This window comes from Salinispora fenicalii (assembly GCF_000514815.1).
Taxonomy (GTDB): Bacteria; Actinomycetota; Actinomycetes; order Mycobacteriales; family Micromonosporaceae; genus Micromonospora; species Micromonospora fenicalii.
On the sequence record NZ_KI911471.1, the window covers coordinates 17,388 to 41,152 of the forward strand.

Below are 23,765 nucleotides of genomic sequence, written 5' to 3' on the forward strand. Positions count from 1 at the left end.
GCGATCCTCGTGTTCACGACGAGTACGCCGAGTTCTCGTGCACGTACCCGTGTGTCAGGTCGTTGGTCCAGATCGTTGCCGCGGCCGTGCCCGCCCGCAGGTCGATACGGACCGTCACGTCCACGCCCCCGAGGTCGACCTTGGACCGGTCCTCGGCGGCGGCGCCGCCCCGGCACACCCACACCCCGTTCACGGCCACGTCGATCCGCTCCGGCTCGAACGCCGCAGCGGTGGTGCCGACGGCGGCGAGGATGCGCCCCCAGTTCGGGTCGTTGCCGAACAGCGCGGCCTTGACCAGGTTGTTCCGGGCCACGCTCCGGCCCACCTCGACCGCGTCGTCCTCGCTCGCCGCGCCGACCACGTCGATCGTGATCTGCTTGGTGGCGCCCTCAGCGTCGGCGACGAGCTGCTGCGCGAGGTCGTGGGCGACGGCGGTGACCACGGCGGTCAACTCGGCCTCGGTGGGCTCGACGCCGCTCGCACCGCTGGCCAGCAGCAGCACCGTGTCGTTGGTGGACATGCACCCGTCCGAGTCAACCCGGTCGAAGGTGACCCGGCAGGCGGCCCGCAGCGCCGCGTCCAGGGTCTCCGGTGCGGCGACCGCGTCGGTGGTGAGCACGCTGAGCATCGTGGCCATCGCCGGCGCGAGCATGCCCGCGCCCTTGGCCATCCCACCCACGGTGAAACCGGCACCGTGCCCGACCGCGTTCTTCGGCCGGGAGTCGGTGGTCATGATGGCCTCGGCGGCGGCCGGTCCGCCGTCCTGGCGTAACGCCTCGACCGCCGTGCCCACGCCGGGCAGGAGCCGGTCCATGGGCAGCCGCTCGCCGATCAGACCGGTGGAGCAGACGGCCACCTCACCCGCGCCGAGGCTCAACCCGGGGGCGACGGCGGTCAGTACCGCCGCGGTGTGCTCCGCGGTGGCGTGGGTGTCCTGGAAGCCACCGGGGCCGGTACAGGCGTTGGCGCCGCCCGAGTTGAGGATCGCGGCGCGAACCAGACCGCCCCGAACGACCTGCTGGGTCCAGAGCACCGGCGCGGCCTTCACCCGGTTGGCGGTGAAGACACCGGCCGCCGTGGCGTGCGGGCCGTCGTTGACGACCAGGGCGACGTCGGCCGCCCCGCTCTCCTTGAGCCCGGCGGACACCCCGGCCGCCCGGAATCCACGGGGAGCCGTGACGCTCACGGGGCGACTCCCCAGATGGAGAGGCCGGTGGCCGCCGGCAGGCCGAACATGATGTTGGCGTTCTGCACCGCCTGGCCGGCCGCGCCCCGACCGAGGTTGTCCAGGCCGCTGACCACGATCAACCGCCCGGCGTCAACGTCAACGGTCGCCTGCAGCTGGCAAGAGTTGGAGCCGAGGGTCGCGGCGGTGTGTGGCCACCGCCCCTCGGGCAGCACATGCACGAAGGGCGCGTCCGCGTACGCCTCGGCGAGCACCGCCTGCGGGTCGACCTCGCGTACGGGCACGGCGGTGACGGTCGCGAGGATCCCCCGCGGCATCGGCGCCAGCACCGGGGTGAGCGACAGGCTGGTCGCCCCGGTCGCCTGCTTGATCTCCGGAACGTGCTGGTGCGCGCCGACCCGGTACGGCGACAGGTCACCCATGACCTCGCTGGCGAGCAGGTGTGCCTTGGCGCCGCGACCGGCGCCCGAGGTCCCGGAGGCGGCCACCACCACCACGTCGGCGGGCTGGGCCGCACCGGCGGCGATCAGCGGGGCGAGCGCCAGGATGATGGCGCTGGCGTAGCAGCCGGGGTTGGCCACCCGGGTCGCGGCGGCGATCCGCTCACGCTGACCCGGCAGCTCGGGCAGACCGTAGGTCCACTGCCCGGCGTGGGTGCCCCCGTAGTAGTTGGCCCAGGCGTACGGGTCGGCCAGCCGGTGATCGGCGCCGAGGTCAACCACGCGCACCTCTGGCGGCAACTGCGCGGCCAGCGCTGCCGACTCACCGTGCGGCAGCGCCAGGAAGACCAGGTCGGCATCGGCCAGGGCCGCCGGGTCGGTCTTGGCCAGCACCAGATCCAGCCCGGTCAGCTGCGGGTGCACGGTGTCCAGCCGGTGCCCGGCCTGGCTGTGCGCGGTGGCAGCGACCAGGTCAAACTCCGGGTGCCCGGTGATCAGGCGCAGCAGTTCACCCCCGGCGTATCCGCTCGCCCCAGCGACCGCAACTCGGATCCCCATACCTACCTCCGTATAACAATGCAGGAAGGCTAGCAGCGTCTGCATGATCATACAAAGCATTGCATGGCGATGAGGTCGTGTTCTGGGTCACCGGCCGCCACCCACGGAAAGGGCCCGTGTCGCGAATCGCGACACGGGCCCTACCACAAGGCGGAAACGGAGAGGTCTGCCCTCACACGCCGCGCAGAGTGGCGCCGAAGCGCTCCGCGACACAGGCAACCGCCGCGTCCCGCGCCGCGACCGCCTCCTCCACCGTCAACGTCCGGTCCGGCGCCCGGAAAGTCAGCTTGTACGCCAACGACCGACGACCCGCGCCAAGCTGCTCACCGGCGTACACGTCGAAGAGCCGAACCGACTCCAACAACGCACCGGCCCCCGCCACCAGCGCCCCCTGCACCTCGGCCACCGGCACGTCGACATCGACCACCAGCGCCACGTCGATCAGGGCGGGCGGGAAGGACGAGAGCACCGGAGCCTGCCGCACCGGGGCCGCCGGGACCGCGTCCAGATCCAGCTCCATCGCGGCGGTACGGCGGGGCAGTTCCAGCTCGGCGATCACCGCCGGATGCAGCTCCCCCGCGTACCCGACAGCCACGTCATCCACCACCACCTGCGCACAGCGCCCGGGGTGCCAGGGGGCGTGCTCCACGGCCCGTACAGCCACCCGGTCCGCGGGAATACCGGCGGCGGCGAGCACCGTCCGAGCCGCCTCGACCGCATCCGCCCAGCCAGCCGGACGCCCCTCACCCCACCAGCCACCCGGCTCGACCTCACCGGCGAGCACCACGGCGACGTGTCGCGGCTGCTCCGGCAACACCGCATCGGCGGCGGCGAACTCCGCGTCCGACGGCCGGTGCTCCACCCCCATCGCCGGCGGAGTGCCGACCTCCGCCCGCGGGTGGAAGACCGTACCGATCTCGTACAGCGCGAGGTCCCGCTGGCCTCGGCCCAGGTTCCGGCGGAGCACCCCGAGCAGCGGGCCGAGCAGCGTCGTCCGCAGCGCCGGCTCCTCCTCCGAGAGCGGGTTGGCCAGCCGCACCGCCCGCCGCCGAACATCATCGGCCGGCAGGCCCAGCTGGTCGGCCAACTCGACTGCCACAAACGGCGCGGAGAGCACCTCCACGTACCCCCGGTCGGCGAGCATCCTGGCCACCGCCCGCTGACGCCGCTGCTGCCAGGTCAGGCCGCGGCCGGCGGGAGCCACCGGCAGCACCGCCGGCACCCGGTCGTAGCCGTCGAGGCGGACCACCTCCTCGACCAGGTCGGCCGGGTCGGTCAGGTCAGGTCGCCAGGTCGGCGGGGTAACCAGGAACGACACCGCGCCACCAGCGGCGACACCCACCTCACCCGGATCCGCGGCGAGGCGATCCGGCCCGGTCACGACCGTGCAGCCGACCTCGGTGAGCAGGGCAGCCACCCGGTCCGGCGAATAGGCCACCCCGACCCGTCGAGCTGGCAGGTCCGCCGGCAGGACCACCGGAGTCGGCGACGACACATGATCGATATCAAGGATCTCCGCACCGGCCGCGCCGCCGCCATGCTCCACCAGCAGCCGAACCGCCCGGTCGATGGCGACCAACGGCAGGGCCGGGTCAACGCCCCGCTCCCACCGCTTGGCCGCCGCGCTGAACAGCCGGTGCCGGCGGGCCGTGCGCCCCACCATCACCGGATCCCAGTGGGCAGCCTCGAACAACACATCGCTGGTCTCCGCGACCACCTCGCTGCTCTCCCCACCCATCACAGCGGCGAGCGAGATCGGGACACCGGCGTCCGCGCCGGCAGCCGGGTTCGGATTCGGCAGCCCGGCATCACAGATCACCATGTCCTCGGCGACCAGCGTGCGCGCCACCCCGTCCAGGGTGGTCAACTGCTCCCCCGCCACCGCCCGGCGGACCACCAGCGAGCCGGTGATCCGGTCGGCGTCGAAGGCGTGCATCGGCTGACCCAGCTCGAGCATCACATAGTTGGTGATGTCGACCGGCAGCGAAAGGCTGCGGATACCGGCGGTGGTGAGCCGTTGGACCATCCAGGCCGGCGACGGCGCGGCCGGGTTAACACCGCGGACCATCCGCGCCGCGAACCGGTCACAGCCGACCGGATCCCGCACCTCCACCGGGTACGCCGGAGCCTCGGTGCCGGCCGGGGCGGACGCGAGGCCCGGGTCCCGAAACGGCACCCCGAACGCGTGCGACAGCTCCCGGGCGATCCCCCGCACCGACATCTGGTAACCCCGGTCCGGGGTCAGCTCCACCTCGACCACCACATCATCGAGGCCAACCACAGGGCGGGCGTCATCGCCCGGCTTGGCGGGGCTGGAACCGGGCAGCACAATGATGCCGGCGTGGTCCTCGCCCAGGCCCAACTCCTTCGCCGAACAGATCATGCCCTTGGAGTTACGCCCGTACGTCCGGCGTGCCCCGATAGCGAAGTCACCGGGCAACACCCCGCCGGGAAGGATCACCACCACCCGGTCGCCGACCGCGAAGTTACGCGCGCCGCAAACGATCTCCTGCAACTCACCGGTGCCGTTGGCGTCACCCACGTCCACTCGACAAAAGCGAATCGGCTTCTTGAAGCCGGTCAGCTCCTCAATCTCCCGCACCTCGCCAACGACCAGCGGCCCGGTGACCGTACCGGCCAGGTCCACGACGGACTCCACCTCAAGACCGAGGCCGACCAAGGACTGCTCAAGGTCGGCCGGGGTCAGGTGCGCCGGCAGGTCAACGTACTCACGCAGCCAACTGACAGAAACTCGCATGACTCAGATCACCGTCTCCGTAACTCGTGCCCGCGCCTACGCGCCGTACCCGAACGCCCGAGCGAACCGGACGTCCCCCTCCACCAGGTCCCGCATGTCGCCGACGCCGTGCCGGAACATGACCGTACGGTCGATGCCCATGCCGAAGGCGAATCCGGAGTAGACCTCCGGGTCGATGCCGCAGGCCCGCAGCACCCGCGGGTTCACCATGCCGCAGCCACCCCACTCGACCCACTGCGCACCCTTGCGGTGCTCCGGGAACCAGACGTCGAACTCCGCCGACGGCTCGGTGAACGGGAAGTAGTGCGGCCGGAAGCGGGTTCGCGCCTCGGGCCCGAACATCGCCCGAGCAAAGTGATCCAGCGTGCCGCGCAGGTGCGCCATCGTGATGCCACGGTCCACCACCAGGCCCTCGACCTGGTGGAAGACCGGCGCGTGAGTGGCGTCCAACTCGTCGGTCCGGTAGACCCGGCCCGGGCAGATCACGTAAATCGGCGGCGTGCGGGTCAGCATCGTCCGCGCCTGCACCGGCGAGGTGTGGGTCCGCAGCACCATGCCGGAGTGCTCCGGCGCGACGTGGAAGGTGTCCATCAACCCCCGCGCCGGGTGGTCCGGCAGGATGTTGAGCGCGTCGAAGTTGGTCCACTCCAACTCGACCTCGGGCCCCTCGGCCACCTCATAGCCCATTCCGACGAAGAAGTCGGTGATCTGCTCCATCAACGTGCTGACCGGATGGCGGGCCCCGGCCGGACGCCGGTCGGATGGCAGGGTGACATCCACCCGCTCCTCGACCAGCATCCGCTCGGCCTGCTCCCGCTCCAGTACCTGCGCGCGCGCGGCGTAGGCGCTCTCGATCGACCGGCGGGCCCCGTTGACCCGCTTGCCGGCGTCGGCCTTGGCGGCCGGCGGCAACGCGCCGATCTCACGTCGGGCCAGCGACGCCGGGGCCCGATCCCCGAGGTGGGCCGGGCGCAGCGCGGTCAGCTCATCCGGATTGGCGGCGGCGGCGAACGCCGCCTCGGCGGTGGCGACAGCCTCGGCCAGTGCGGCCGGGTCGAGCAGGGCGACCTGCTTCGGGTCGTACGGGTCGTTGCGATAGGACATGGCGTACAGGCACTCCCTCACGGCGGCGCCGGCCTTGTCAGGCGGCGAAGCGAGTCTACGGACGCGCGGCTGTGCCGCAGCCCGCCGGTGGGAGTCGTACGGAGAGCGGGTCAGGCCCGCCGCCCGCCGGCACCGGCGGGCTGGCTAAACGAACGCCGTTGCGCGTTCACGGGCGGCCGCTCTCCTTTGCTGCTGTCTTGATCGCGGTTGTGGCCTCGAGCGGGCGCGGGGACGACGGCCGGCGCTGCGCTCTCGCTGAAGCGTACAGGCAGACCGCCGCCGCGGCAGCCAGGTTAAGGCTCTCCGCCCGCCCATGCAGCGGTACCCGGACCCGGGCCGCGGCGGCCTCGGTCAGCTCGGCGGGCAAGCCGTGCGCCTCGGAGCCGAAGACCCAAGCGGTGGGGGCGGCCAACCGGCCGGCATCAATCAGGTCGTCCAGATCATCCGCGCCGTATCCGGTGGTGGCCAACACGGCGAGCCCGGCGGCCCGCAGGTCGGCGAGCACCTGCAGCGGATCTGGCGCCCGCACCACGTCCACGTGGAACAGACTGCCCGCCGACGCCCGCACCACTTTGCCGTTGTAGGGGTCGACGGCCGTACCGGCGAAGACCACCGTCTGGGCTCCCGCCGCGTCGGCGGTACGCAGGACCGTGCCGGCGTTGCCCGGATCACGGATGTCGGCGAGGACGGTGACCAGCCGCGGCGCGCGCGAGAGTGCGGTGGCCAGCGGCAGGTCGAGGTGTTGACAGACGGCGATCAGGCCCTGGGGAGCGACGGTCTCGGCGAGCCCGGCGAGTGCCGCGTCGGTTACCTCGGAGACGGGTAGGTCAGCGACGGCCGCCTGGGCGGCCAGATCCCGGTACCGGTCCAGAGCGGCCGACGTACCGAAGAGTTCCAGGACCGTGCCCGGGCGAGCCAGGGCCTCGCGGACCGCCTGCGGGCCCTCGGCCAGGAACCTACCGGTGGTCTCGCGGTCGCGACGGCGGTGCAGTCGACGGGCCGCCACGATCCGTGGGGTACGGGGGGTGAGTGGGCCGGAGACGGCGTCGAGGCGCCCCCCGTGCGGTCGTGACTGCATGGGAGACGCCTCGCGCTGCCGTGGGTGGATCAGGCGGCCTGGGCCCCGGCGCCGCCGGTGCCCTGCTCCGCGACGGCCGCACGGGCCTTCTCGACGATCGCCGCGAAGGCGGCGGCGTCGTTGACGGCCAGGTCGGCCAGGATCTTCCGGTCGACCTCGATGCCGGCCAACTTGAGGCCCTGGATCAGGCGGTTGTAGGTGAGCCCGTTGGCGCGGGCACCCGCGTTGATCCGCTGGATCCACAGCTGCCGGAAGTCGCCCTTGCGGTCGCGACGGTCCCGGTAGGAGTACTGCATCGAGTGCAGCACCTGCTCCTTGGCCTTGCGGTACAGCCGGGAGCGCTGACCGCGGTAGCCACTCGCGGTCGCCAGCAGGGTACGGCGCTTCTTCTGGGCGTTCACAGCCCGCTTGACGCGTGCCATCTCAGCTCCTTCGTTGGTTCAGGGTGGCGCGCGTCAGCGGCCGAGCAGCTTCTTGATGCGCTTGACATCCGACTTGGCCACCTCGACCCGCCCGGTCAGCCGGCGGGTACGGGTGGAGGACTTCCCCTCCAAGAGGTGGCGCAGGCCGGCCTGCTGCTTCACGATCTTGCCTTTGCCGGTCACCCGGACGCGCTTGCCCATCCCGGTGTGGCTCTTCATCTTCGGCATGTGGAACGTCTTCTCCCCTGCTACTCGCCGGCATTTCCGGCGGGTCCGGCCGCCTCGGCCGGCGGTGCTGCCGCGGCGGCACCGGCCTCCCGCTCGCCCCGCGGCAGCGCGCCGCCGCGGGCCGCTGTAGCGGCAGCCTTGGTGGCGCGGTGCGGTGCGAGCACCATGATCATGTTTCGACCGTCCTGCTTCGGCGCGGCCTCGACGTACCCCAGCTCCGAGATCTCGGACTCAAGCCGACGCAGGAGCCGGTAGCCCAGCTCCGGGCGGCTCTGCTCGCGACCCCGGAACATGATCGTCACCTTGACCTTGTCGCCGGCCTTGAGGAACCGCACCACGTGACCCTTTTTGGTCTCGTAGTCATGCGGATCAATCTTCGGCCGAAGCTTCATTTCCTTGATGACGGTCTGCTGCTGATTACGCCGCGCTTCGCGCGCCTTCAGTGCGCTCTCATACTTGAACTTGCCGAAGTCCATGAGCTTGCACACCGGCGGGCGCGCCATAGGCGCAACCTCGACCAGGTCCAGGTCGACGTCCGCGGCCAGCTGAAGGGCGCGCTCCAGCGGGACGATGCCCACCTGCTCACCCTCGGGACCGACCAGTCGGACCTCACGTGCCCGGATCTGCTCGTTCACGCGTGGTTCGACGCTGATGGGGCCTCCTCGAGTCGAGTCTTCTGCATTTGCCGACCCGGCGGCTCCCGGGTGGGAACCGATCCGGAAAGCAGAAGGCCCCGGCAACTGCCAGGGCCCGCTCGACCGGTCGGCACGACCATATAGTCGCGCATCCGAGACCGAGGCGTGCTCGGAATCGGGGACCGGACCTGGCCGCCCCGCGGCGACTCAGGTGGGAGCAGGCGCTCCGCTTTCATGGCCACCTGCAAAGCCGCAGCTGGCCTGGTCGTCACGGACACCCTACACCCCGCGCCGGTCCATCCCAAATCGGGCGTCCGGCCCGCCGTGGTCTGCCGGTTCAGTGGCCGGCGGCACCCTCAGCCAGCCGGGACTGATGCAGCTGGCGCAGCCTGCGGACCGCGTCCACGGCCAGCTCCTTGTCGGCAGCCTGGAGGGCAAGCATCGGCACCAGGTCGTCATCGTGCAGCTCGAGACTGGCCCAGGGCGCCCCGCGGTCGAACCGGACGCCACGGACGAGCTCCCAGGGCAGCTCGTACGAGCCGATCACATTCTGCACCCGGATCCGCTGCGCGTCGGCCTCCACTCGCGGTCGGGTGAAGAGCAGGAAGGCAAGTGCACCGAGCACGCCGAGGCCGACCATGCCGAGCTGGTCGCCTCGCTGAAACGAGCCATAGCCGCTGCCGGTCGCCCCGTGCAGCGACGTCGCCAGCACCGTGAACAGCAGCACCAGGGCAATCGCCGAGGCCCAGCAGACAAGCCGGATGCGCCGGGGCCGGATACGGAACGCTTCGGTTTCGCTCACCGCACCAGTCTGCCACCCACGCCCGGGCGACCCACGCCCGGCACACACAGCCGGGCGTGGCGACGGTCCGGCCGGGAAGGAAGTCCCGACTCCGCACCCCGGCCCGGATCAGAGGCGACAGGCCTGAATGCTGGTAACCAGGATCGCGCGGGCACCGACCTGGTACAACTCATCCATAATCCGGTGCACATCGTCGCGGAGCACCATCGCCTGCACCGCTACCCAGCCCTCCCGGTGCAGCCGGGAGACGGTTGGCGACTCAATGCCCGGAGTCAACGAACTCGCGCGAGCCAACAGGTCGGCCGGGACGTCGTACGTCAGCATCACGTAACGCCGGGCGACGAGCACGCTGTGCAGCCGACGAAGCAGCAGATCACACTGCGGGTGGGGCGGAGCGGCGGAGCGACAGACCAGGATGGCGGACGAGCGCAGCAACGGCTCACCGAAGACCACCAGGCCGGCCTGACGCAGCGTGGCACCGGTCTCCACCACATCGGCGACCACGTCAGCGAGGCCCAGCCGGATGGCATTCTCCACCGCGCCGTCCAGGCGAATGACGTCGGCCTTGACGCCCAGCTCGGCGAGGTGCCGATCCACCAGGCCGGGGTAGGCGGTAGCGACCCGACGCCCATCCAAGTCCTGCACCGAACCGATGTCTTCGGGTCGAGCGGCGAACCGGAAGGTGGCCTGACCGAAGGCCAGGTCGACCACCTCGGTGGCGGGCGCACCGGAGTCGACTAGGAGGTCCCGGCCGGTTATTCCGACGTCCAGGTCTCCGGAGCCGACGTAGGTAGCGATGTCCTTCGGGCGCAGATAGAAAAACTCAATATCGTTCGGATCGTCCCGGCAGACCAAGTCCTTCGGGTCGGTTCGCTGGCGGTAGCCCGCCTCGCGCAACATCTGAGCGGCCTTCTCGGCCAAGGTTCCCTTGTTGGGTACCGCGACTCGCAGCATGACGGACTGCTCCTTGTCGGAAGAACGGAAGGGTCGGCGCGGAAGACTCACAGATGTCGGTAGACGTCCTCAAGGTCGAGACCAGTGGCGAGCATCAGCACCTGCACCTGGTAAAGCAGCTGGGAGATCTCCTCGGCGGTCCGCTCGGGCCCCTCATGCTCGGCCGCCATCCAGGACTCGGCCGCCTCCTCGACGACCTTCTTGCCGACGAAGTGCACCCCCTTGTTCAGGGCCTCGACGGTGCCCGAGCCGGGGGTGCCGGCAGCGGCCTTGGCCTGCAGCTCGGCAAACAACTCCTCGAACGTCTTCACAGGTCGATTCTCGCAACCGGCCGGCCACCGCGGCTCCACCGGGTGCGGAGTGTCCCACAATGCTGGGAAAACCTCAGGCGCCGAAGCCCACCCGCGAGGTGGCCCGCGCCAGGTCCCGAAGCGCGAGCGCCGCGTCGAGGACCGCGACGGTCGCCGCCCATCCCTTGTCCTCCGCCGAGCCGGGCAGCCCCGCCCGGTCCCGGGCCTGCTCGATCGTCTCCACGGTCAGCACGCCGTGCCCGACCGGTTTCCCCTCGTCCAGGGCGATCCGGGTAAGCCCATCGGTGACCGACCGGCAGACGTAGTCGAAGTGAGCGGTGGCTCCGCGGACCACCACCCCGAGCGCCACCACCGTGTCGCAGCGCCGGGCGAGCGCCTGCGCCACCACGGGTAGCTCCACCGAGCCGGCCACCCGGGCCACCGTGGCGACGGCCCCGCACGCCTCAGCGGCGGCGACTGCCCGGTCGAGCATGTGGTCGGTGAGCTCGCCATGCCAGCGGGCAGCGACCACCCCGACGGTCAGACCCGCAGCCTCAACCATATCGATGCCCGGTTCCCCGAAACCCGCCATCCCTATGCTCCAATCCCATCACCGACGACGGTACGGCCCGTCGGCGTCTCGACAACCTCGTCAAACTCCAGCAGATGCCCCATCCGGTCCCGCTTGGTTCGCAGGTAGTCCATGTTCTCCGGATGCGGTCGAACCGGCAGGTCCAGGCGGCCGATGACGGTCAGGCCGTACCCCTCCAGCCCGGCCCGCTTAGCGGGATTGTTGGTCAATAGCCGCATCGACCGCACCCCCAGGTCGTAGAGGATCTGCGCGCCGGTGCCGTAGTCCCGCGCGTCCGCCGGCAGGCCAAGCTCCAGGTTCGCGTCGACGGTGTCCCGGCCCAGGTCCTGCAATTGGTACGCCTGGAGCTTGTGCAGCAGCCCGATGCCGCGCCCCTCATGGCCGCGGAGGTAGAGCACGACTCCGCGTCCTTCCTGAGCGACCCGCTCCAGGGCGGCGTCCAGTTGCGGGCCACAGTCGCAACGCAACGAGCCGAAGACGTCACCGGTGAGGCATTCGGAGTGCACCCGTACCAGCACATCCCGACCATCGCCAAGATCACCCATCACCAACGCGACGTGCTCGGCCGAGTCATAGTCGCCGCAGTACCCCAGTGCCCGGAAGACCCCATGCTGGGTGGGGAGCCGCGCCTCGGCGACCAGCTCGACCTGCTTCTCCGTCCGCCGTCGATACGCGATCAGGTCTGCGATGGTGACCAGGAGCAGCGAATGCTCGGCGCAGAACCGCTCCAGGTCCGGGCCCCGCATCATGGTGCCGTCGTCGTTGACCAGCTCGCAGAGGACACCCACGGGGCGCAGCCCGGCCAGCCGGGTGAGGTCGATGGTGGCCTCGGTGTGACCGGGCCGGCGCAGCACCCCTCCCTCGCGGGCCCGCAGCGGGACCACGTGACCGGGCCGGGCCAGATCCTCCGGCCGGGTACTGGGGTCGGCGAGCAGCCGGATCGTATGCGCCCGGTCGGCGGCGGAGATGCCGGTGCTCACGCCCTCCCGGGCGTCCACCGTCACCGCGTAGGCGGTACCGCGCCGGTCCTGGTTGGTGTGGTGCATCGGCGGCAGGTCCAGCCGGTCACACTCGCCCTCGGTCAACGCCGTACAGATGTAGCCGGAGGTGTAGCGGACCATGAAGGCGACCAGCTCGGGCGTGGCCAGCTCGGCAGCGAAGATCAGGTCGCCCTCGTTCTCCCGGTTGGCGTCGTCGACCACGACGACGGGCCGGCCGGCGTTGATCTCCGCAATCGCTCGTTCGATCCTGGCAAAGGTGGTCACGCCGCAACCTCCGCATAACTCGATGGGATCGGTGCGAGGTCGGTACGAGCCGCACGCGACGTCCGCCACCAGGCGGCCAGCCCCCAGACACAGAAGGCGCCGTAGACGAGGTACATAGCCGCAGAAGGGTAGAAGCCGCCGCGCAGCAACAGTGGCAACCCGACCACGTCAACGGCGATCCAGATCAGCCAGAAGTCCACATACCCACGGGCCATGCCGTATGTGGCGAGCAGGCTGCCGGTCAGGATCCAGGCATCCGGCAGCGGCCCCCACGAACCCAGGGCGGCGAGGATCGGGTAGCTGACCGCGGTCCCGGCGACGGCGGCCGCCAGCAGTCCGAGCCGCTCCCGCCCGGTAGCCCAGCGGGGCTCCACCGCGGCAGCGCCGTCGCCGCCCCGGCGACGGTTGCGCGACCAGCGCCACCAGCCGTAGAGCCCGAGCCCGAAGAAGAAGACCTGCCGACCGGCCTGGCCGTAGAGGTCATGTGCCTGTGGGGTGGCGAACGCTCCGCCGAGGAAGACGGTGAACAGCAGCACGTTGCCGATCATGCCGACCGGCCAGGCCCAGACCACCCGGCGGAGGCCGAACATCGCGGCGGCCAGGCCGAAGCCGTTGCCGACGATCTCGCGGACCAGCACCGGTGAACCGGCGAGGCTCACCTGCGCGTCGAGCAGCCAGCCGAGCGGCCCCATCACGCCGGCCCACCCACCGGCGCGGCACCGGGCAGGCCAACAGCAGCGGGCAGGTCATCCGGCCCGGCCGAGCTGCCCCCGCCGAGCAGCCGCTCGACATATTTGGCCAGGACGTCAACCTCGAAGTTGACCACGTCACCGACGCTCCGGGAGCCCAGCGTCGTCAGCCGCAGGGTGGTGGGGATCAGGCCCACCTCGAACCAGTCGGGCCCGATGTTGGCCACGGTCAGGGACACCCCGTCGACGGTGATGGACCCCTTCGTCACCACATACCGATTCAGGTCGGTGGGCAGGCGGAAACGGACCGTCTCCCACCGCGCGGCCGGTTCCCGGGCCAGCAACTCGCCGACACCGTCGACGTGCCCCTGAACCAGGTGGCCGCCGAGGCGGCTGCCGAGGGTGGCGGCCCGCTCCAGGTTCACCGGATCACCGGGGCGCAGCACGCCAAGCGCGGAGCGGCGCAGTGTCTCGCCCATCACGTCGGCGGTGAAGGCCCCACCGGCGAGTTCCACCACGGTCAGGCAGACTCCGTTGACCGCGATGGAGTCACCGGGCCGGGCGTCGGCGACAACCAGCGGGCCGTTGATGGTGACCATCGCGGAATCCTCCGCGGTCTCGGCGATGTGGATGACCTCACCGAGTTCCTCGACGATGCCGGTGAACATGTCAGCCCTCCCTCTTCCGGGGCAGTGCGGTGATCCGCAGGTCGGGACCGACCTGGGTAACGTCCACGACCTCGCAGTCGATGGCATCGGTGATCGTGGTCACCCCCGCGTCCGCCAACGCGGTGGGGCCGGCGCCGAGCAGCCGGGGCGCGACGTAGCCGATGATCTTGTCGACCAACCCGGCGGCGAGGAACGAGCCGGCCAGCCGCGGCCCCCCCTCCAGCAGGGCGGCGCGCACCCCGCGCTGGTGCAGCGCGGCGAGCAGCGCCGGCAGATCAACCCGGCCCGCCGAATCGGTACCTACCTCCTCGGCGGTGGCGATCCAGGTGGGCGCGGCGTCGTCGCGGACCTGCGCTCCGGCCGGGGTCTGGCCTGCCGAGTCCACCACCACCCGCAGCGGCTGCCGGATGGCGAGACTGCCGTCGCGCAGGTTCCGAACGGTCAGGCGCGGGTCGTCGGCGAGCACGGTACCCACCCCGGCGAGGACGGCGTCCACCGTGCCGCGCAGCGCGTGCACGTCCATCCGAGCCGCCTCGGAAGTGATCCACATGCTGGTGCCGTCGGCCGCGGCGGAGCGCCCGTCCAGCGTCGCCGCGTACTTCCAGACGAGGTATGGCCAGCCCCGACGCGTTGAGGTCAGCCACGCGATGTTGCCCGCCTCCGCCTCAACGGCGCGTACACCCAGGTCGACCCGGACCCCGGCGGCGCGCAGCGTGGCGGCGCCACCGGACGCGGCCTGGTTCGGGTCGGGTACGGCGATCACCACCCGGGCGACGCCGGCCTGCACCAGCGCGGTGCTGCACGGGCCCGTACGGCCGGTGTGATCGCAGGGTTCCAGCGTGACCACCGCGGTGCCACCCCGCGCCCGCTCCCCCGCGTGGGCGAGCGCGACGATCTCGGCGTGTGGGCCGCCGGCGTACGCGTGGAAACCCTCACCGACGACCTGGCCGTCCGGGTCGAGCAGCACGCAGCCGACGACCGGGTTGGGGCTGGTGGTACCGAGGCCGCGCGCGGCAAGCTCAACTGCGCGACGCATCGCCTCATCTACGGAGACGCCGGCCATGCCCTTGTCCTCCCGCCCGCCGATCGGTGCGCGGGCGGCGATAGGAGCAGCGGCATCGGGCCGCGGGCGTGCGGTGGCGGAGATCCGGGAACGGCACAGCCGCCCCGGGAGGACCGCACGGCACGCCGACACCGGCGGCCGGGCAGGGCCCGTCCGTCCCGCGCGCTGTCTCCCATCCGGACTGTCTGGACGCGGGCATGCCCGCGTCCAACCGTCGGCCCCGGATTTACACCAGGTCCACCGGGCGGACGAACCGCTCCCGGGTCGCGGGCTTACCACGGCTAGGCCGTGGATCACCGCCGGTTCGGAATTACACCGAGTCCCGCCAGCGCGTGGTGGGTACTACCCGAAGTCTTACACGCTCTAGGGGGTCAACGGCTACCCACAGCGTGCTACTTCACAGAACGATGACTTGAATCCGACACTCCGCGACGCCGGTCCACCGCCACGTACGACCCCGGCTGACTCTTGGCCACCGACTTCATCTCGGAGGCGATCGTCATCGCCGCCAGCGGATTCGTGAGCCGCTTGTCGGCATCCGAGACCGAGACGCCGATCGAGAGGGTGACCAGCGCGGCGCGGCGTAGGTTGCCACGCCGGTCCTTGAGCTCCACGTAGCCGCGGGCGGCGTCGGGCGGGTCGTACAGCGCGTCGGCCGCCTGCTCGAAGTCCGCCGAGACCTGCGAGGTCAGCTGTCGGACCTGTTCCGGCGTGCTGACGAAGATGAAGTCGTCGCCGCCGACATGACCCAGGAAGGCCGGTGGGAGCCCCACCGAGACGACCGCCTGGTGCAGGCTGCGGGCCAACGCGTAGATGAAATCGTCGCCACGAACGAACCCGTAAACATCATTGACGCTCTTGAAACGGTCAATGTCGATATAGCCGACCGCATAGTCGGATCCGACCCGAATCCGATCGGCGATCTCGCGGCGGATCCGGCTGTTTCCGGGTAGCCCGGTCAACGGCGAGACCTCACGGAACTCCTTGTTCCGGCGCAGCGTTGAGCTGACCCGGGCCACCAACTCGGCAGTGTCAAAGGGCTTGACCAGGTAGTCGTCGGCACCGGCGCTGAGACCGTGCACCTTGTCCACGGTCATCCCCTTGGCCGTCAGCATGATCACCGGCAGGGCGGCCGTCATGGGGTCGGCACGGAGCCGTCGGGTCAGCTCCAACCCGTCCATCCGAGGCATCATCAGATCGACCACGGCCAGGTCGGGGCGGTGCTGCGCAATCACCTCCAGCGCCTCCTGCCCATCCCCGGCGTGGATCACCTCATAACCGTGCAACCGCAGGTTGAACTCGACGAACCGGGCGATGTCCTCGTCGTCGTCAACGACAAGAATGACGTCCTGGCGATCCCCGTCGGGCTCCACGTCAGGCCCGGGGCGCCGCGCATTGGGCCAGGGACCGCAGCCGACGTACGGCCTCGGCCGGGTCGTCGGCGCCGAAGACCGCGGTGCCCGCGACGAAGGCGTCCGCGCCCGCCTCGGCGGCCTCGGCGATGGTATCCACGGCGATCCCACCGTCGACCTCAATGCGCAGCTCCAAGTGGCCAGCGTCCACGTGTCGACGGGCCGTACGCACCTTGTCCAACAGGTTCGGGATGAACCGCTGCCCACCGAACCCCGCCTTGATCGTCATGATCAACAAAGTGTCGAAGCTGGGCAGCAGGTCCAGGTACGGCTCGATCGGAGTGTCCCGGTCAATCGCCAAGCCCGCCTTCGCACCGGCCGAACGGAGGTCTTTCGCCAACGCGACCGGGTCGTCGCAGGCCTCGGCATGAAAGGTCACGTTGTATGCCCCGGCGTCGGCATAGCCGGGCGCCCACCGCCGCGGATCCTCGATCATGAGGTGCACGTCAAAGGGGAGCCGGGTGGCGGCCCGCAGGCTCTGCACGACCGGCAGCCCGATCGTCAGATTCGGCACGAAGTGGTTGTCCATGACATCTACATGCACCCAGTCAGCGGTGTCTTCAATGGCACGGACCTCGTCGGCGAGGCGGGCGAAATCGGCGGCCAGAATACTCGGCGCGACGATTGGCAGCGGTACGGTCACGTACGCCAGTGTACGAACGCAGCCGCCCGTCGCTACGGCACGGCACCACCCCGGCACCCAGGCGCACTCCACGGCTATCGGGAAAACGATGGGCATTACCGACGAGGGACGCCGGGCACGCCGTCGCTCCACAGAGGTATTCGCTCCACAGAGGTCGTGGACGAGCTGGCCGGCGGCCGAGCGACGGCCCCGACGTCGATGGCCCACCGGAACCGGCTTGCCACGTGCCGTAAGCTGCCGCACCGTGGCATGTTCGACGCCATACCTACCAACCGCACCCGGGGGGTCGCCGGATGAAACGAGTCACGCTAGGCGTCACGCTGGTGGCGCTGACGCTCGCCGGATGCGCAACTACACCGCCGGGGACCGACGGCGACCTGGTTGACGACTGGGCCCCCATCGCCGCCGCGACGAGTTTTACCCCCGAATCGGGCACCTGCCATCCCACCGAAACCGAGGTCGGCTACCGCAGCTCGTACACGCCGGTTCCCTGCGACGAGCTGCACGTTCTGGAGACCCTGCACGTCGGCACGGTGACGGGGGACGACGCGACGGGCTCCCAGCCACCGGAGGCCGGCTCGGCCGGAATGCAAACCGCCTACGCCACCTGTGAGCAGGAGGTGAACCAGGCACTGGGCGCCGACTGGCGCAGCGGACGGATTCTCCTCTCCATCATCTGGCCGTCGCCGGCCGGATGGGAAGGGGGCTCCCGCTGGTTCCGCTGCGACGTACGCGAGCACAGGAGCCTGGACAATCCGAGCGCGGTGTCCCGCACCGCCAGCCTGGTTGGAGCACTCAAGGGCGACTCCCCGCTTCGGCACGCCTGCTTCGAGCCGATCTTGAGCGACGACAAGATCGAGGAGATGACAGCGGTGGCGTGCACCGAGAAACACCACGCCGAGTTCGTCGGCCTGTTGACCGCGCCGGACACCGACTACGCCAAGTTCCAACGCAACGAGGACGAGATCAGCGAGGGCTGTTACAAGCTGATAGCCGAGTACGCCGGGGTGCCCCGCAGCGACGTGGAGTACCGCACCGGCTACATCTACTACACCCCGCTGGAGGAGGAGTGGCTCACCGGCAACCGCGGGATACAGTGCTATCTCTGGGTCGACGACCGGAACCTGACCCGGTCGATGAAGGACGCGGGCAAGGCCGGCCTGCCGCTGTAGTACGGGCCGCTGTTTGCGGGGCCGCTGTCGTGCGGACCGCGTCCGGGACAGTTGACGACCCGGGCTGGCCGAGCCGGGGTGGCCATTCCGCGCGATGCGCGGCGTGACCACCCCGGCGGCTCAACGGAACGCACCCGACCGAACGGCAGGGAACCTGCTCAGCCCCGGCGCAGGCACCGCCAGGGTCAACCGCGACGCAGCACCGCCAGGAACATGGCGTCGGTGCCGTGCCGGTGCGGCCACAGCTGCACCGTCGGCCCGTCGCCGAGCCCCGGCATTCCCGTCGGCAACAGCGGACGGGCGTCAACGAAGTCGACCGGCACCCCCGCACGGCGAGCCGCCTCGGTAACCGTCACATGCGTCTCGACGACGTGCGGCGAACACGTCACGTATGCCACCAGGCCACCCGGGCGGACCGCCCGCAGCCCCGCGCTGAGCAGTTCCCGCTGCAACCGGGTCAACGCCGGCAGATCCGACGGCTGCCGACGCCAGCGCGACTCGGGTCGCCGACGCAGCGAACCCAGACCGGTGCAGGGCGCATCAACCAGTGCCCGATCGAAGTGCCCCTCCGCGAGCTTCGGCGTCGCCCCGACAGTGCGACCATCCGTGTTGAGCACGGTCACCGGCAGGTCGTGCGTGGCCTGCCGAACAAGACGAGCACGGTGCTCGGACACCTCCACAGCGGTCAGGCGCGCGCCACGCTGGGCAGCGATAGCACCCAGCAGGCCAGACTTGCCGCCCGGCCCGGCGCACAGGTCGAGCCAGCGACCGTCCGGGCCGTCCAGCGGCGCCACCGTAAGAGCGTCGGCCACGAGCTGAGAGCCCTCATCCTGGACGTGGGCCCGCCCCTCGGTGAGCGCCGGCAGATCGCCGGGAGCGCCCCCACCCGAGTAGACCGCGTACGGGGAGAAGGCACCCGGGGCACCGCCGACCTCGTCGGCCAAGGCCACCGGATCGGCCAACCCCGGACGAGCGCAGAGGTGCACCGGCGGACGCTCGTTGTCCTCGATCAGCAACCGGGTGGTCTCACCGAGGTCGCCGCCGAGCGCCTCGGCGAACGCCCGCACAATCCACTGCGGATGGCTGTACGCGACGGCCAGGTGCCCGATCGGGTCGGTCTCCAGCGGTGGGGCGAGCCGGGCCACCCAGGCGTCGACATCCCGGCTGGCGACCTCACGGAGTACCGCGTTGGCGAAGCCGGTCGCCCCCGGCCCGACCGATCGGACCAGGTCAACCGTTGCCGAGACGGCAGCGTGGACCGGCACCCGGGTGTGGAGCAGTTGGTACGCGCCGAGCCGCAACGCGTCCCGAACCGGCGGGTCGATCCGGGCCACGTCCCGCCCAGCGGCCTCGGTGAGGATCGCGTCGAGGGTGCCGAGCCGACGCAGCGTCCCATACGTCAGCTCGGTGGCGAAGGCGGCGTCCCGGCCGACCAGACCCGCGTCGCGCAGGATCGCCGGGAGCACAAGATTGGCGTACGCGTCGTCCCGGTTGACCGCGGCGACCGCTTGATACGCGGCGTACCGGGGTAGGTCAACGGCGCTCCGGCCGGTGGGGCGACCGCGCCCGCCACCCGTCGGCCACTGGCCGCCACGGCCCCGCCGCTCCGGGCGGCGCTCGGTGCCGGCGCCGGAGCGACCGCGGCCGGCAGCGGAAGGACCGGCTCGAAAGCCACCGGACCGGTCGACGTCCCGGCCGTCTACTGGGCCCGTCATGCGAGAACCTCCCCAGCGGTCACCCGGACGCCGCGCGCCCAGTCACTCGCCGGCATGGCCTTCTTGCCCGCCGCCCGGATTTCACCGAGCGCAACGGGGGTGGTGGCGGTGCCGGCAAGCACCCGGGTCTTCTCCACCAACAGCTCGCCGGGCTTCAGCTCGGGGCCGTCCACGACGAGGGTGACCGGGCCGAGCTTGACCCGCTCACCGCGGAAGGTCGTCCACGGGCCGGGGGCCGGGGAGCAGGCACGGACGCGCCGGTCCACCGCGAAGGCGGGGTCCTCCCAGCGCACCCGGGCGTCGGCCACGGTGAGCTTCGGCGCCAGACTCACCCCGTCATTCGGTTGCGGCCGCGCCCGTGCGCTCCCCTCCTCGATCGCGTCCAGCACGGCGATCAGCAGCTCGGCGCCGGAGTGCGCCAGCCGCTCCAGCAAATCCCCCGAGGTGTCGATGGGCCGGACCTCGTCGGTGACGGTGCCGTACACCGGGCCTGTATCCAGACCTTCCTCGAGCTGGAAGACACTGGCACCGGTCAGCTCGTCGCCGTGCAGCAGAGCGTGCTGCACGGGAGCCGCACCGCGCCAGGCGGGCAGCAGAGAGAAGTGCAGGTTGACCCAGCCATGCCGCGGAATCTCCAGGGCAGCCGGCGGAACCAGCGCGCCGTAGGCGACGACCGGCACGCAGTCCGGCGCCAGGGTGCGCAGCCGGTCGAGAAACTCCGGCTCCCGCGGCCGGGCCGGGGTGAGGACTTCGACGCCGTGCTCGTCGGCCCAGGCGCCCACCGGGGAGCGGGACAGGCCACGGCCCCGGCCCGCCGGAGCATCCGGGCGGGTGAGAACCGCTACCAGTTCATGCCGGGAGGCGGCCACCGCGGCGAGGGTGGGGACGGCGACGGCCGGCGTACCGGCAAAGATCACGCGCATCGACCGGTCACCGCCCGAGACCGAATGGGTTGTCAGCGGCGTGCGGGCTGAGCTTCACCGTCGGCGGAGCCGCCGGGTCGTACCACTCAGCCCGGCGGATCTCCTTCATCGCCTCCTTACGGCCGGCTGGGTCGAGCCGGTCGATGAACAGCACTCCGTCCAGGTGGTCGGTCTCGTGCTGCACGCAGCGGGCCATCAACCCGGTCCCGACGATCTGCACCGGATCGCCGTACCCGTTGAAGCCCTTGGCGACCACGTTCTGCCGGCGCTTCGTGTCGAAGTAGAGACCCGGCAGGGACAGACAGCCTTCCGGGCCGTCCTGCTCCTCGGCGTCGGGGAACTCCAACACCGGGTTGACCAAGTGACCGACCACGTCGTCCACGTCGAAGGTGAACACCCGCAGGCCCACACCGAGCTGCGGCGCAGCCAGACCGGCGCCGCTCTGCTCACGCATCGTGTCGATCAGGTCAGCGACGAGCTTGCGCAGTTCGACATCGAAGTCGACCACCGGGTCGGCCGGCGTGCGCAGCACCGGGTCGCCGAAGAGGCGGATGGGCTGGACGGTCACGCGGATTGGCTCCTTCGTGGGCTTGGCGGCGGGCGTGCCGTACCAGTCTACGGAGTGCCCAGCGCGGCTCCGGCCGGCATACCGTGGTGCTTAGCGGCTACGGCACCGACGGTCACCGGAAGCGTCTCGTAGCCGCGTAGCGTCAGCCGATTCCGACGGGTGGGCTCGCCGGCCAGCGCGAGCTCGGGCAGCCGTCGCAGCAACAGCGGAAAGGCGACCTGGGCCTCCAGCCGGGCCAGCCCGGCGCCGAGGCAGTAGTGCGCGCCGGCACCGAAAGACAGCGGAGGCGACTGGGCGCGCCCCGGGTCGAATCGGGCCGGATCAGTAAAGCGCGCCGGGTCGCGGTTCGCCGCGCCGAGCAGAACCAGCAGCCAACTCCCCGCGGGCAGCTCAACCCCGGCGAGGGGCACCGACTCGCGGACCGTACGGGTGGTCAGCTGCACCGGCGAGTCATACCGCAGCAGCTCGTCCACGTAGCCGGGAGCGAGCTCGGGCTGATCCCGCAGGGTGGTCGCCGAATCAGGGTGCGTCAGAAGCACGGCCAGACCGTTGCCGAGCAGGTTCGTGGTGGTCTCGAAGCCCGCGACCAACAGCAACACGAGGTTGGCCAGCAGCTCCTCGCCGGAGAGCCGATCACCGTCGGTGTCGTGCGCCTGCACCAGGGCGGTGGTCAGGTCGTCGGCCGGGGCCCGGCGGCGCTGGGCGATCAACTCGGTGAAGTAGGCGCGCAGCTCGCTGGCGCCGGCGTCGGCGATGGCCAGCTCCTGCGGGGTGATCTCCGGCTCCAGGACACCGGTCAGATCACTGGCCCAGCGCCGGAACTGAGCCCAGTCGGCCGCCGGCACCCCTAGCAGGGCGCAGATCACCGTGACCGGCAGCGGGTAGGCGAAGCTGCTCATGAAGTCCACCGGAGCGCCGCCCCTACCGGCCCGGATCATCTCGTCGACCAGTTCGTCGGCCTGGGCGGCTACCACCTCGCGTAGGGCGGCGACGCGTCGCGGGGTGAACGCCCCTGCCGCCAGGCGGCGCATTCGGCTGTGGTCCGGCGGATTGGCGCGAATCATCGACTGGGCGATCGACATCATCGCCGGGCTGTCCTGCCAATGCGGGAAGACGCCGTCGCGCACTTCGCCGTCCATCACCCCAAACCGGGGATTTCGCAACACCGTGTCGACCTCGGCGTACCCAGTGATCACGAAGAAGCCGGCCGCCGTCGGAACCACCGGGCCGTGCGCACGCAGCTGCTCGTACGTGGGATAGGGGTCCAGCCGGCCCGGCGGTGACATCAGCAGTGCGGCTGCCTCGGATGCGTCCATTGGCCACCTCCAATATCAGGGTCAGGTGGCCCATCATGCACGCTCAGTCGGCGAGCCGTAACCCCCAGCGCTGGGGTTGCCGGGGACGGCGGCATAGCCGTCAGGCGCTGGCGCCTGCTTCCCCAGCCAACACTGCACCGCCATCCAACAGAACCGGCTTGGGCAACGGAAGATCGATCCCATGGGCGGCCGACCAGTCGTGGACCATGCTGGGCCGGACCTGCGCGACGAAGTAGTCGATCGCGCTCATCCCACCGACGACGGGCTCGTCAACCTCGGCGACGAGCCGGGCGGGCACCAGCCGGCACCCGTCCTGCAGCGCGGCGCTGAGTCGCCGATGTCCGTCCACCACAAAGAAGTGCTCACCCGTGTAGCCGATCCGCAGCGGCTCCAGCGCCTCGTCGCCCGCCGCGGCGACACCGCCGACGGATCCGTCCCACCGGTCGCGGAGGGCGGCGATGTCCTCGGTCGGGTACACCCGGGCCGGGTCGAGCAGCAACAGCGGCGGAGCTTCCCGCAGCACCTCGGGGCAGAGCCGCCCTTCGTACGCGGCGATGATCTGCTCAATCACCTCCGCGGCGCCAGCCCGGGTGGTATCGCAGATCAGGTCGTAGTTGCGCAGCTGGGCCTTGTCCACGCCATAGCGGATGATGAACCGGTTCCGCTCACTCTCGCTGCGCTCCATGAGTCGAGCCTTCGCCTCCTCCAGGGAGGTGTACTGCTCAGCCGGGCCGGACGGACGCAGCAGCACTCGCCGGGCAGCCTCCCCGGGTTCGGTGATCATGTGCACCTTGAGCGCATCGGTGAAGAAGTGCCAGGCGAGCCGCGAGTCCATCACCAGGCGCTCGCCGGAGGCCGCGATATCCCGTTGGAGTTGGTCAACATAGCCGTCAACAGCCTGGTCCAGCTCGGCGTGCAGGTTGAGCTGGAGGGCAGTCATCTGCCGCTCCTGGGCCATCTGCCGGTAGAGATCACCCACGCTGACCCGACGCATGCCGAGACGCTCGGCAATCTCCACGGAGACGGTGCTCTTGCCACTGCCGAGGTCGCCGTTGAAGACAATCGACTGAGGAACGGTCACGACTAGTCCACCTATGATTGCGGGCTGTTAACACTCGTCGGCACCGCGCCACCCGGCGCGCTCCGTCGCCATCGCCGTCGAACCGACACCGGCTCCAGCTGGGCGCATCGAACGACACGCCGTGACCTGAGCCTTTGTCCGCCCCGACATGAGGGGCGATGCTATCACCCGAATCCGCCCCCACCCCCACACAGCGTGTACGT

Annotated in this window: 24 protein-coding genes and 1 riboswitch; of the genes, 1 reads left to right on the forward strand and 23 read right to left on the reverse strand. The window is 70.7% G+C overall.

Going from position 1 to position 23,765, the window contains the following annotated elements:
- Positions 1-13: 13 nt before the first annotated feature.
- The 18 genes from argJ to rpe form a co-directional block, all read right to left on the reverse strand.
- On the reverse strand, positions 14-1,186 hold the full coding sequence (argJ, locus tag B116_RS0117885) for a bifunctional glutamate N-acetyltransferase/amino-acid acetyltransferase ArgJ (protein WP_027660858.1): 1,173 nt from the start codon (positions 1,184-1,186) through the stop codon (positions 14-16).
- Positions 1,183-2,184 carry an N-acetyl-gamma-glutamyl-phosphate reductase gene (gene argC / locus B116_RS0117890; RefSeq protein ID WP_018722833.1) on the reverse strand — a complete coding sequence of 334 codons (1,002 nt, stop codon included), beginning with the start codon at positions 2,182-2,184 and terminating at the stop codon, positions 1,183-1,185. The genes argJ and argC overlap by 4 nt, the downstream gene beginning before the upstream one ends.
- 172 nt (positions 2,185-2,356) lie before the next feature.
- Positions 2,357-4,942 (reverse strand): phenylalanine--tRNA ligase subunit beta, encoded by a 2,586-nt coding sequence (gene pheT, locus B116_RS0117895; RefSeq protein ID WP_027660859.1) that lies wholly within the window; start codon positions 4,940-4,942, stop codon positions 2,357-2,359.
- Positions 4,943-4,978: 36 nt separating this feature from the next.
- Positions 4,979-6,046, reverse strand: a complete 1,068-nt coding sequence (gene pheS / locus B116_RS0117900; protein WP_027660860.1) for a phenylalanine--tRNA ligase subunit alpha — start codon at positions 6,044-6,046, stop codon at positions 4,979-4,981.
- A gap of 166 nt (positions 6,047-6,212) precedes the next feature.
- A complete protein-coding gene (locus B116_RS0117905) occupies positions 6,213-7,124 on the reverse strand; it encodes a TrmH family RNA methyltransferase (protein ID WP_018722830.1) in 912 nt (303 codons plus the stop codon).
- A 29-nt stretch (positions 7,125-7,153) separates the two neighbouring features.
- Entirely contained in the window at positions 7,154-7,546 is a 393-nt protein-coding gene (rplT, locus tag B116_RS0117910) for a 50S ribosomal protein L20 (protein ID WP_018215009.1), read from the reverse strand.
- 33 nt (positions 7,547-7,579) lie between these two features.
- Positions 7,580-7,774 (reverse strand): 50S ribosomal protein L35, encoded by a 195-nt coding sequence (gene rpmI, locus B116_RS0117915; RefSeq protein WP_018722829.1) that lies wholly within the window; start codon positions 7,772-7,774, stop codon positions 7,580-7,582.
- 20 nt (positions 7,775-7,794) lie between these two features.
- Positions 7,795-8,409 (reverse strand): translation initiation factor IF-3, encoded by a 615-nt coding sequence (infC, locus tag B116_RS0117920; RefSeq protein WP_018722828.1) that lies wholly within the window; start codon positions 8,407-8,409, stop codon positions 7,795-7,797.
- 337 nt (positions 8,410-8,746) lie between these two features.
- Entirely contained in the window at positions 8,747-9,211 is a 465-nt protein-coding gene (locus tag B116_RS0117925; RefSeq protein WP_018722827.1) for a PH domain-containing protein, read from the reverse strand.
- Between the two features lie 108 nt (positions 9,212-9,319).
- On the reverse strand, positions 9,320-10,165 hold the full coding sequence (gene hisG, locus B116_RS0117930) for an ATP phosphoribosyltransferase (protein ID WP_018722826.1): 846 nt from the start codon (positions 10,163-10,165) through the stop codon (positions 9,320-9,322).
- 47 nt (positions 10,166-10,212) lie between these two features.
- The gene (locus B116_RS0117935; RefSeq protein ID WP_027660861.1) at positions 10,213-10,476 is read right to left on the reverse strand and encodes a phosphoribosyl-ATP diphosphatase; all 264 of its coding nucleotides are present in this window, start codon (positions 10,474-10,476) and stop codon (positions 10,213-10,215) included.
- A gap of 73 nt (positions 10,477-10,549) precedes the next feature.
- On the reverse strand, positions 10,550-11,047 hold the full coding sequence (gene ribH, locus B116_RS0117940) for a 6,7-dimethyl-8-ribityllumazine synthase (protein ID WP_027660862.1): 498 nt from the start codon (positions 11,045-11,047) through the stop codon (positions 10,550-10,552).
- Positions 11,048-11,049: 2 nt separating this feature from the next.
- Positions 11,050-12,312 carry a bifunctional 3,4-dihydroxy-2-butanone-4-phosphate synthase/GTP cyclohydrolase II gene (locus B116_RS0117945; protein WP_027660863.1) on the reverse strand — a complete coding sequence of 421 codons (1,263 nt, stop codon included), beginning with the start codon at positions 12,310-12,312 and terminating at the stop codon, positions 11,050-11,052.
- Complete coding sequence (gene pnuC / locus B116_RS0117950) at positions 12,309-13,004, reverse strand: nicotinamide riboside transporter PnuC (protein WP_033667721.1); 696 nt, start codon at positions 13,002-13,004, stop codon at positions 12,309-12,311. Before pnuC ends, B116_RS0117945 begins: the two co-directional genes overlap by 4 nt.
- On the reverse strand, positions 13,004-13,669 hold the full coding sequence (locus tag B116_RS0117955) for a riboflavin synthase (RefSeq protein ID WP_027660865.1): 666 nt from the start codon (positions 13,667-13,669) through the stop codon (positions 13,004-13,006). The genes pnuC and B116_RS0117955 overlap by 1 nt, the downstream gene beginning before the upstream one ends.
- Before the next feature lies 1 nt (position 13,670).
- Positions 13,671-14,732 (reverse strand): bifunctional diaminohydroxyphosphoribosylaminopyrimidine deaminase/5-amino-6-(5-phosphoribosylamino)uracil reductase RibD, encoded by a 1,062-nt coding sequence (gene ribD / locus B116_RS0117960; protein WP_027660866.1) that lies wholly within the window; start codon positions 14,730-14,732, stop codon positions 13,671-13,673.
- Between the two features lie 160 nt (positions 14,733-14,892).
- Positions 14,893-15,066: riboswitch (FMN riboswitch) on the reverse strand.
- Between the two features lie 58 nt (positions 15,067-15,124).
- Complete coding sequence (locus B116_RS0117965) at positions 15,125-16,105, reverse strand: GGDEF domain-containing response regulator (RefSeq protein ID WP_018722819.1); 981 nt, start codon at positions 16,103-16,105, stop codon at positions 15,125-15,127.
- Between the two features lies 1 nt (position 16,106).
- Complete coding sequence (gene rpe, locus B116_RS0117970) at positions 16,107-16,787, reverse strand: ribulose-phosphate 3-epimerase (RefSeq protein ID WP_018722818.1); 681 nt, start codon at positions 16,785-16,787, stop codon at positions 16,107-16,109.
- A 293-nt stretch (positions 16,788-17,080) separates the two neighbouring features.
- Here rpe and B116_RS0117980 point away from each other — a divergent pair, with 293 nt between their 5' ends.
- The gene (locus B116_RS0117980; protein ID WP_027660867.1) at positions 17,081-17,959 is read left to right on the forward strand and encodes a septum formation family protein; all 879 of its coding nucleotides are present in this window, start codon (positions 17,081-17,083) and stop codon (positions 17,957-17,959) included.
- 185 nt (positions 17,960-18,144) lie between these two features.
- Here B116_RS0117980 and B116_RS0117985 read toward each other — a convergent pair whose 3' ends face one another.
- The 5 genes from B116_RS0117985 to B116_RS0118005 form a co-directional block, all read right to left on the reverse strand.
- A complete protein-coding gene (locus tag B116_RS0117985) occupies positions 18,145-19,674 on the reverse strand; it encodes an RsmB/NOP family class I SAM-dependent RNA methyltransferase (protein ID WP_027660868.1) in 1,530 nt (509 codons plus the stop codon).
- Positions 19,671-20,597, reverse strand: coding sequence for a methionyl-tRNA formyltransferase (gene fmt / locus B116_RS0117990; RefSeq protein WP_027660869.1), 927 nt, complete (start codon positions 20,595-20,597; stop codon positions 19,671-19,673). The genes B116_RS0117985 and fmt overlap by 4 nt, the downstream gene beginning before the upstream one ends.
- Before the next feature lie 7 nt (positions 20,598-20,604).
- Positions 20,605-21,165, reverse strand: a complete 561-nt coding sequence (def, locus tag B116_RS0117995; RefSeq protein WP_018722813.1) for a peptide deformylase — start codon at positions 21,163-21,165, stop codon at positions 20,605-20,607.
- 47 nt (positions 21,166-21,212) lie between these two features.
- Positions 21,213-22,481, reverse strand: coding sequence for a cytochrome P450 (locus B116_RS0118000; RefSeq protein ID WP_027660870.1), 1,269 nt, complete (start codon positions 22,479-22,481; stop codon positions 21,213-21,215).
- A 100-nt stretch (positions 22,482-22,581) separates the two neighbouring features.
- Positions 22,582-23,562: an AAA family ATPase gene (locus tag B116_RS0118005; RefSeq protein WP_027660871.1), complete on the reverse strand. Its 981-nt coding sequence runs from the start codon at positions 23,560-23,562 to the stop codon at positions 22,582-22,584.
- Positions 23,563-23,765: the final 203 nt, after the last annotated feature.

Bases quoted from the DNA above. Each gene is read 5' to 3' on its own strand.
- B116_RS0117985 (WP_027660868.1), bottom strand. From the start codon at position 19,674: ATGACGGGCCCAGTAGACGGCCGGGACGTCGACCGGTCCGGTGGCTTT.
- pnuC (WP_033667721.1), bottom strand. From the start codon at position 13,004: ATGGGGCCGCTCGGCTGGCTGCTCGACGCGCAGGTGAGCCTCGCCGGT.
- B116_RS0117955 (WP_027660865.1), bottom strand. From the start codon at position 13,669: ATGTTCACCGGCATCGTCGAGGAACTCGGTGAGGTCATCCACATCGCC.
- ribH (WP_027660862.1), bottom strand. From the start codon at position 11,047: ATGGCGGGTTTCGGGGAACCGGGCATCGATATGGTTGAGGCTGCGGGT.
- hisG (WP_018722826.1), bottom strand. From the start codon at position 10,165: ATGCTGCGAGTCGCGGTACCCAACAAGGGAACCTTGGCCGAGAAGGCC.
- pheT (WP_027660859.1), bottom strand. From the start codon at position 4,942: ATGCGAGTTTCTGTCAGTTGGCTGCGTGAGTACGTTGACCTGCCGGCG.
- B116_RS0117980 (WP_027660867.1), top strand. From the start codon at position 17,081: ATGAAACGAGTCACGCTAGGCGTCACGCTGGTGGCGCTGACGCTCGCC.
- pheS (WP_027660860.1), bottom strand. From the start codon at position 6,046: ATGTCCTATCGCAACGACCCGTACGACCCGAAGCAGGTCGCCCTGCTC.
- rpmI (WP_018722829.1), bottom strand. From the start codon at position 7,774: ATGCCGAAGATGAAGAGCCACACCGGGATGGGCAAGCGCGTCCGGGTG.
- fmt (WP_027660869.1), bottom strand. From the start codon at position 20,597: ATGCGCGTGATCTTTGCCGGTACGCCGGCCGTCGCCGTCCCCACCCTC.
- ribD (WP_027660866.1), bottom strand. From the start codon at position 14,732: ATGGCCGGCGTCTCCGTAGATGAGGCGATGCGTCGCGCAGTTGAGCTT.
- argC (WP_018722833.1), bottom strand. From the start codon at position 2,184: ATGGGGATCCGAGTTGCGGTCGCTGGGGCGAGCGGATACGCCGGGGGT.
- B116_RS0118000 (WP_027660870.1), bottom strand. From the start codon at position 22,481: ATGGACGCATCCGAGGCAGCCGCACTGCTGATGTCACCGCCGGGCCGG.
- rplT (WP_018215009.1), bottom strand. From the start codon at position 7,546: ATGGCACGCGTCAAGCGGGCTGTGAACGCCCAGAAGAAGCGCCGTACC.
- B116_RS0117905 (WP_018722830.1), bottom strand. From the start codon at position 7,124: ATGCAGTCACGACCGCACGGGGGGCGCCTCGACGCCGTCTCCGGCCCA.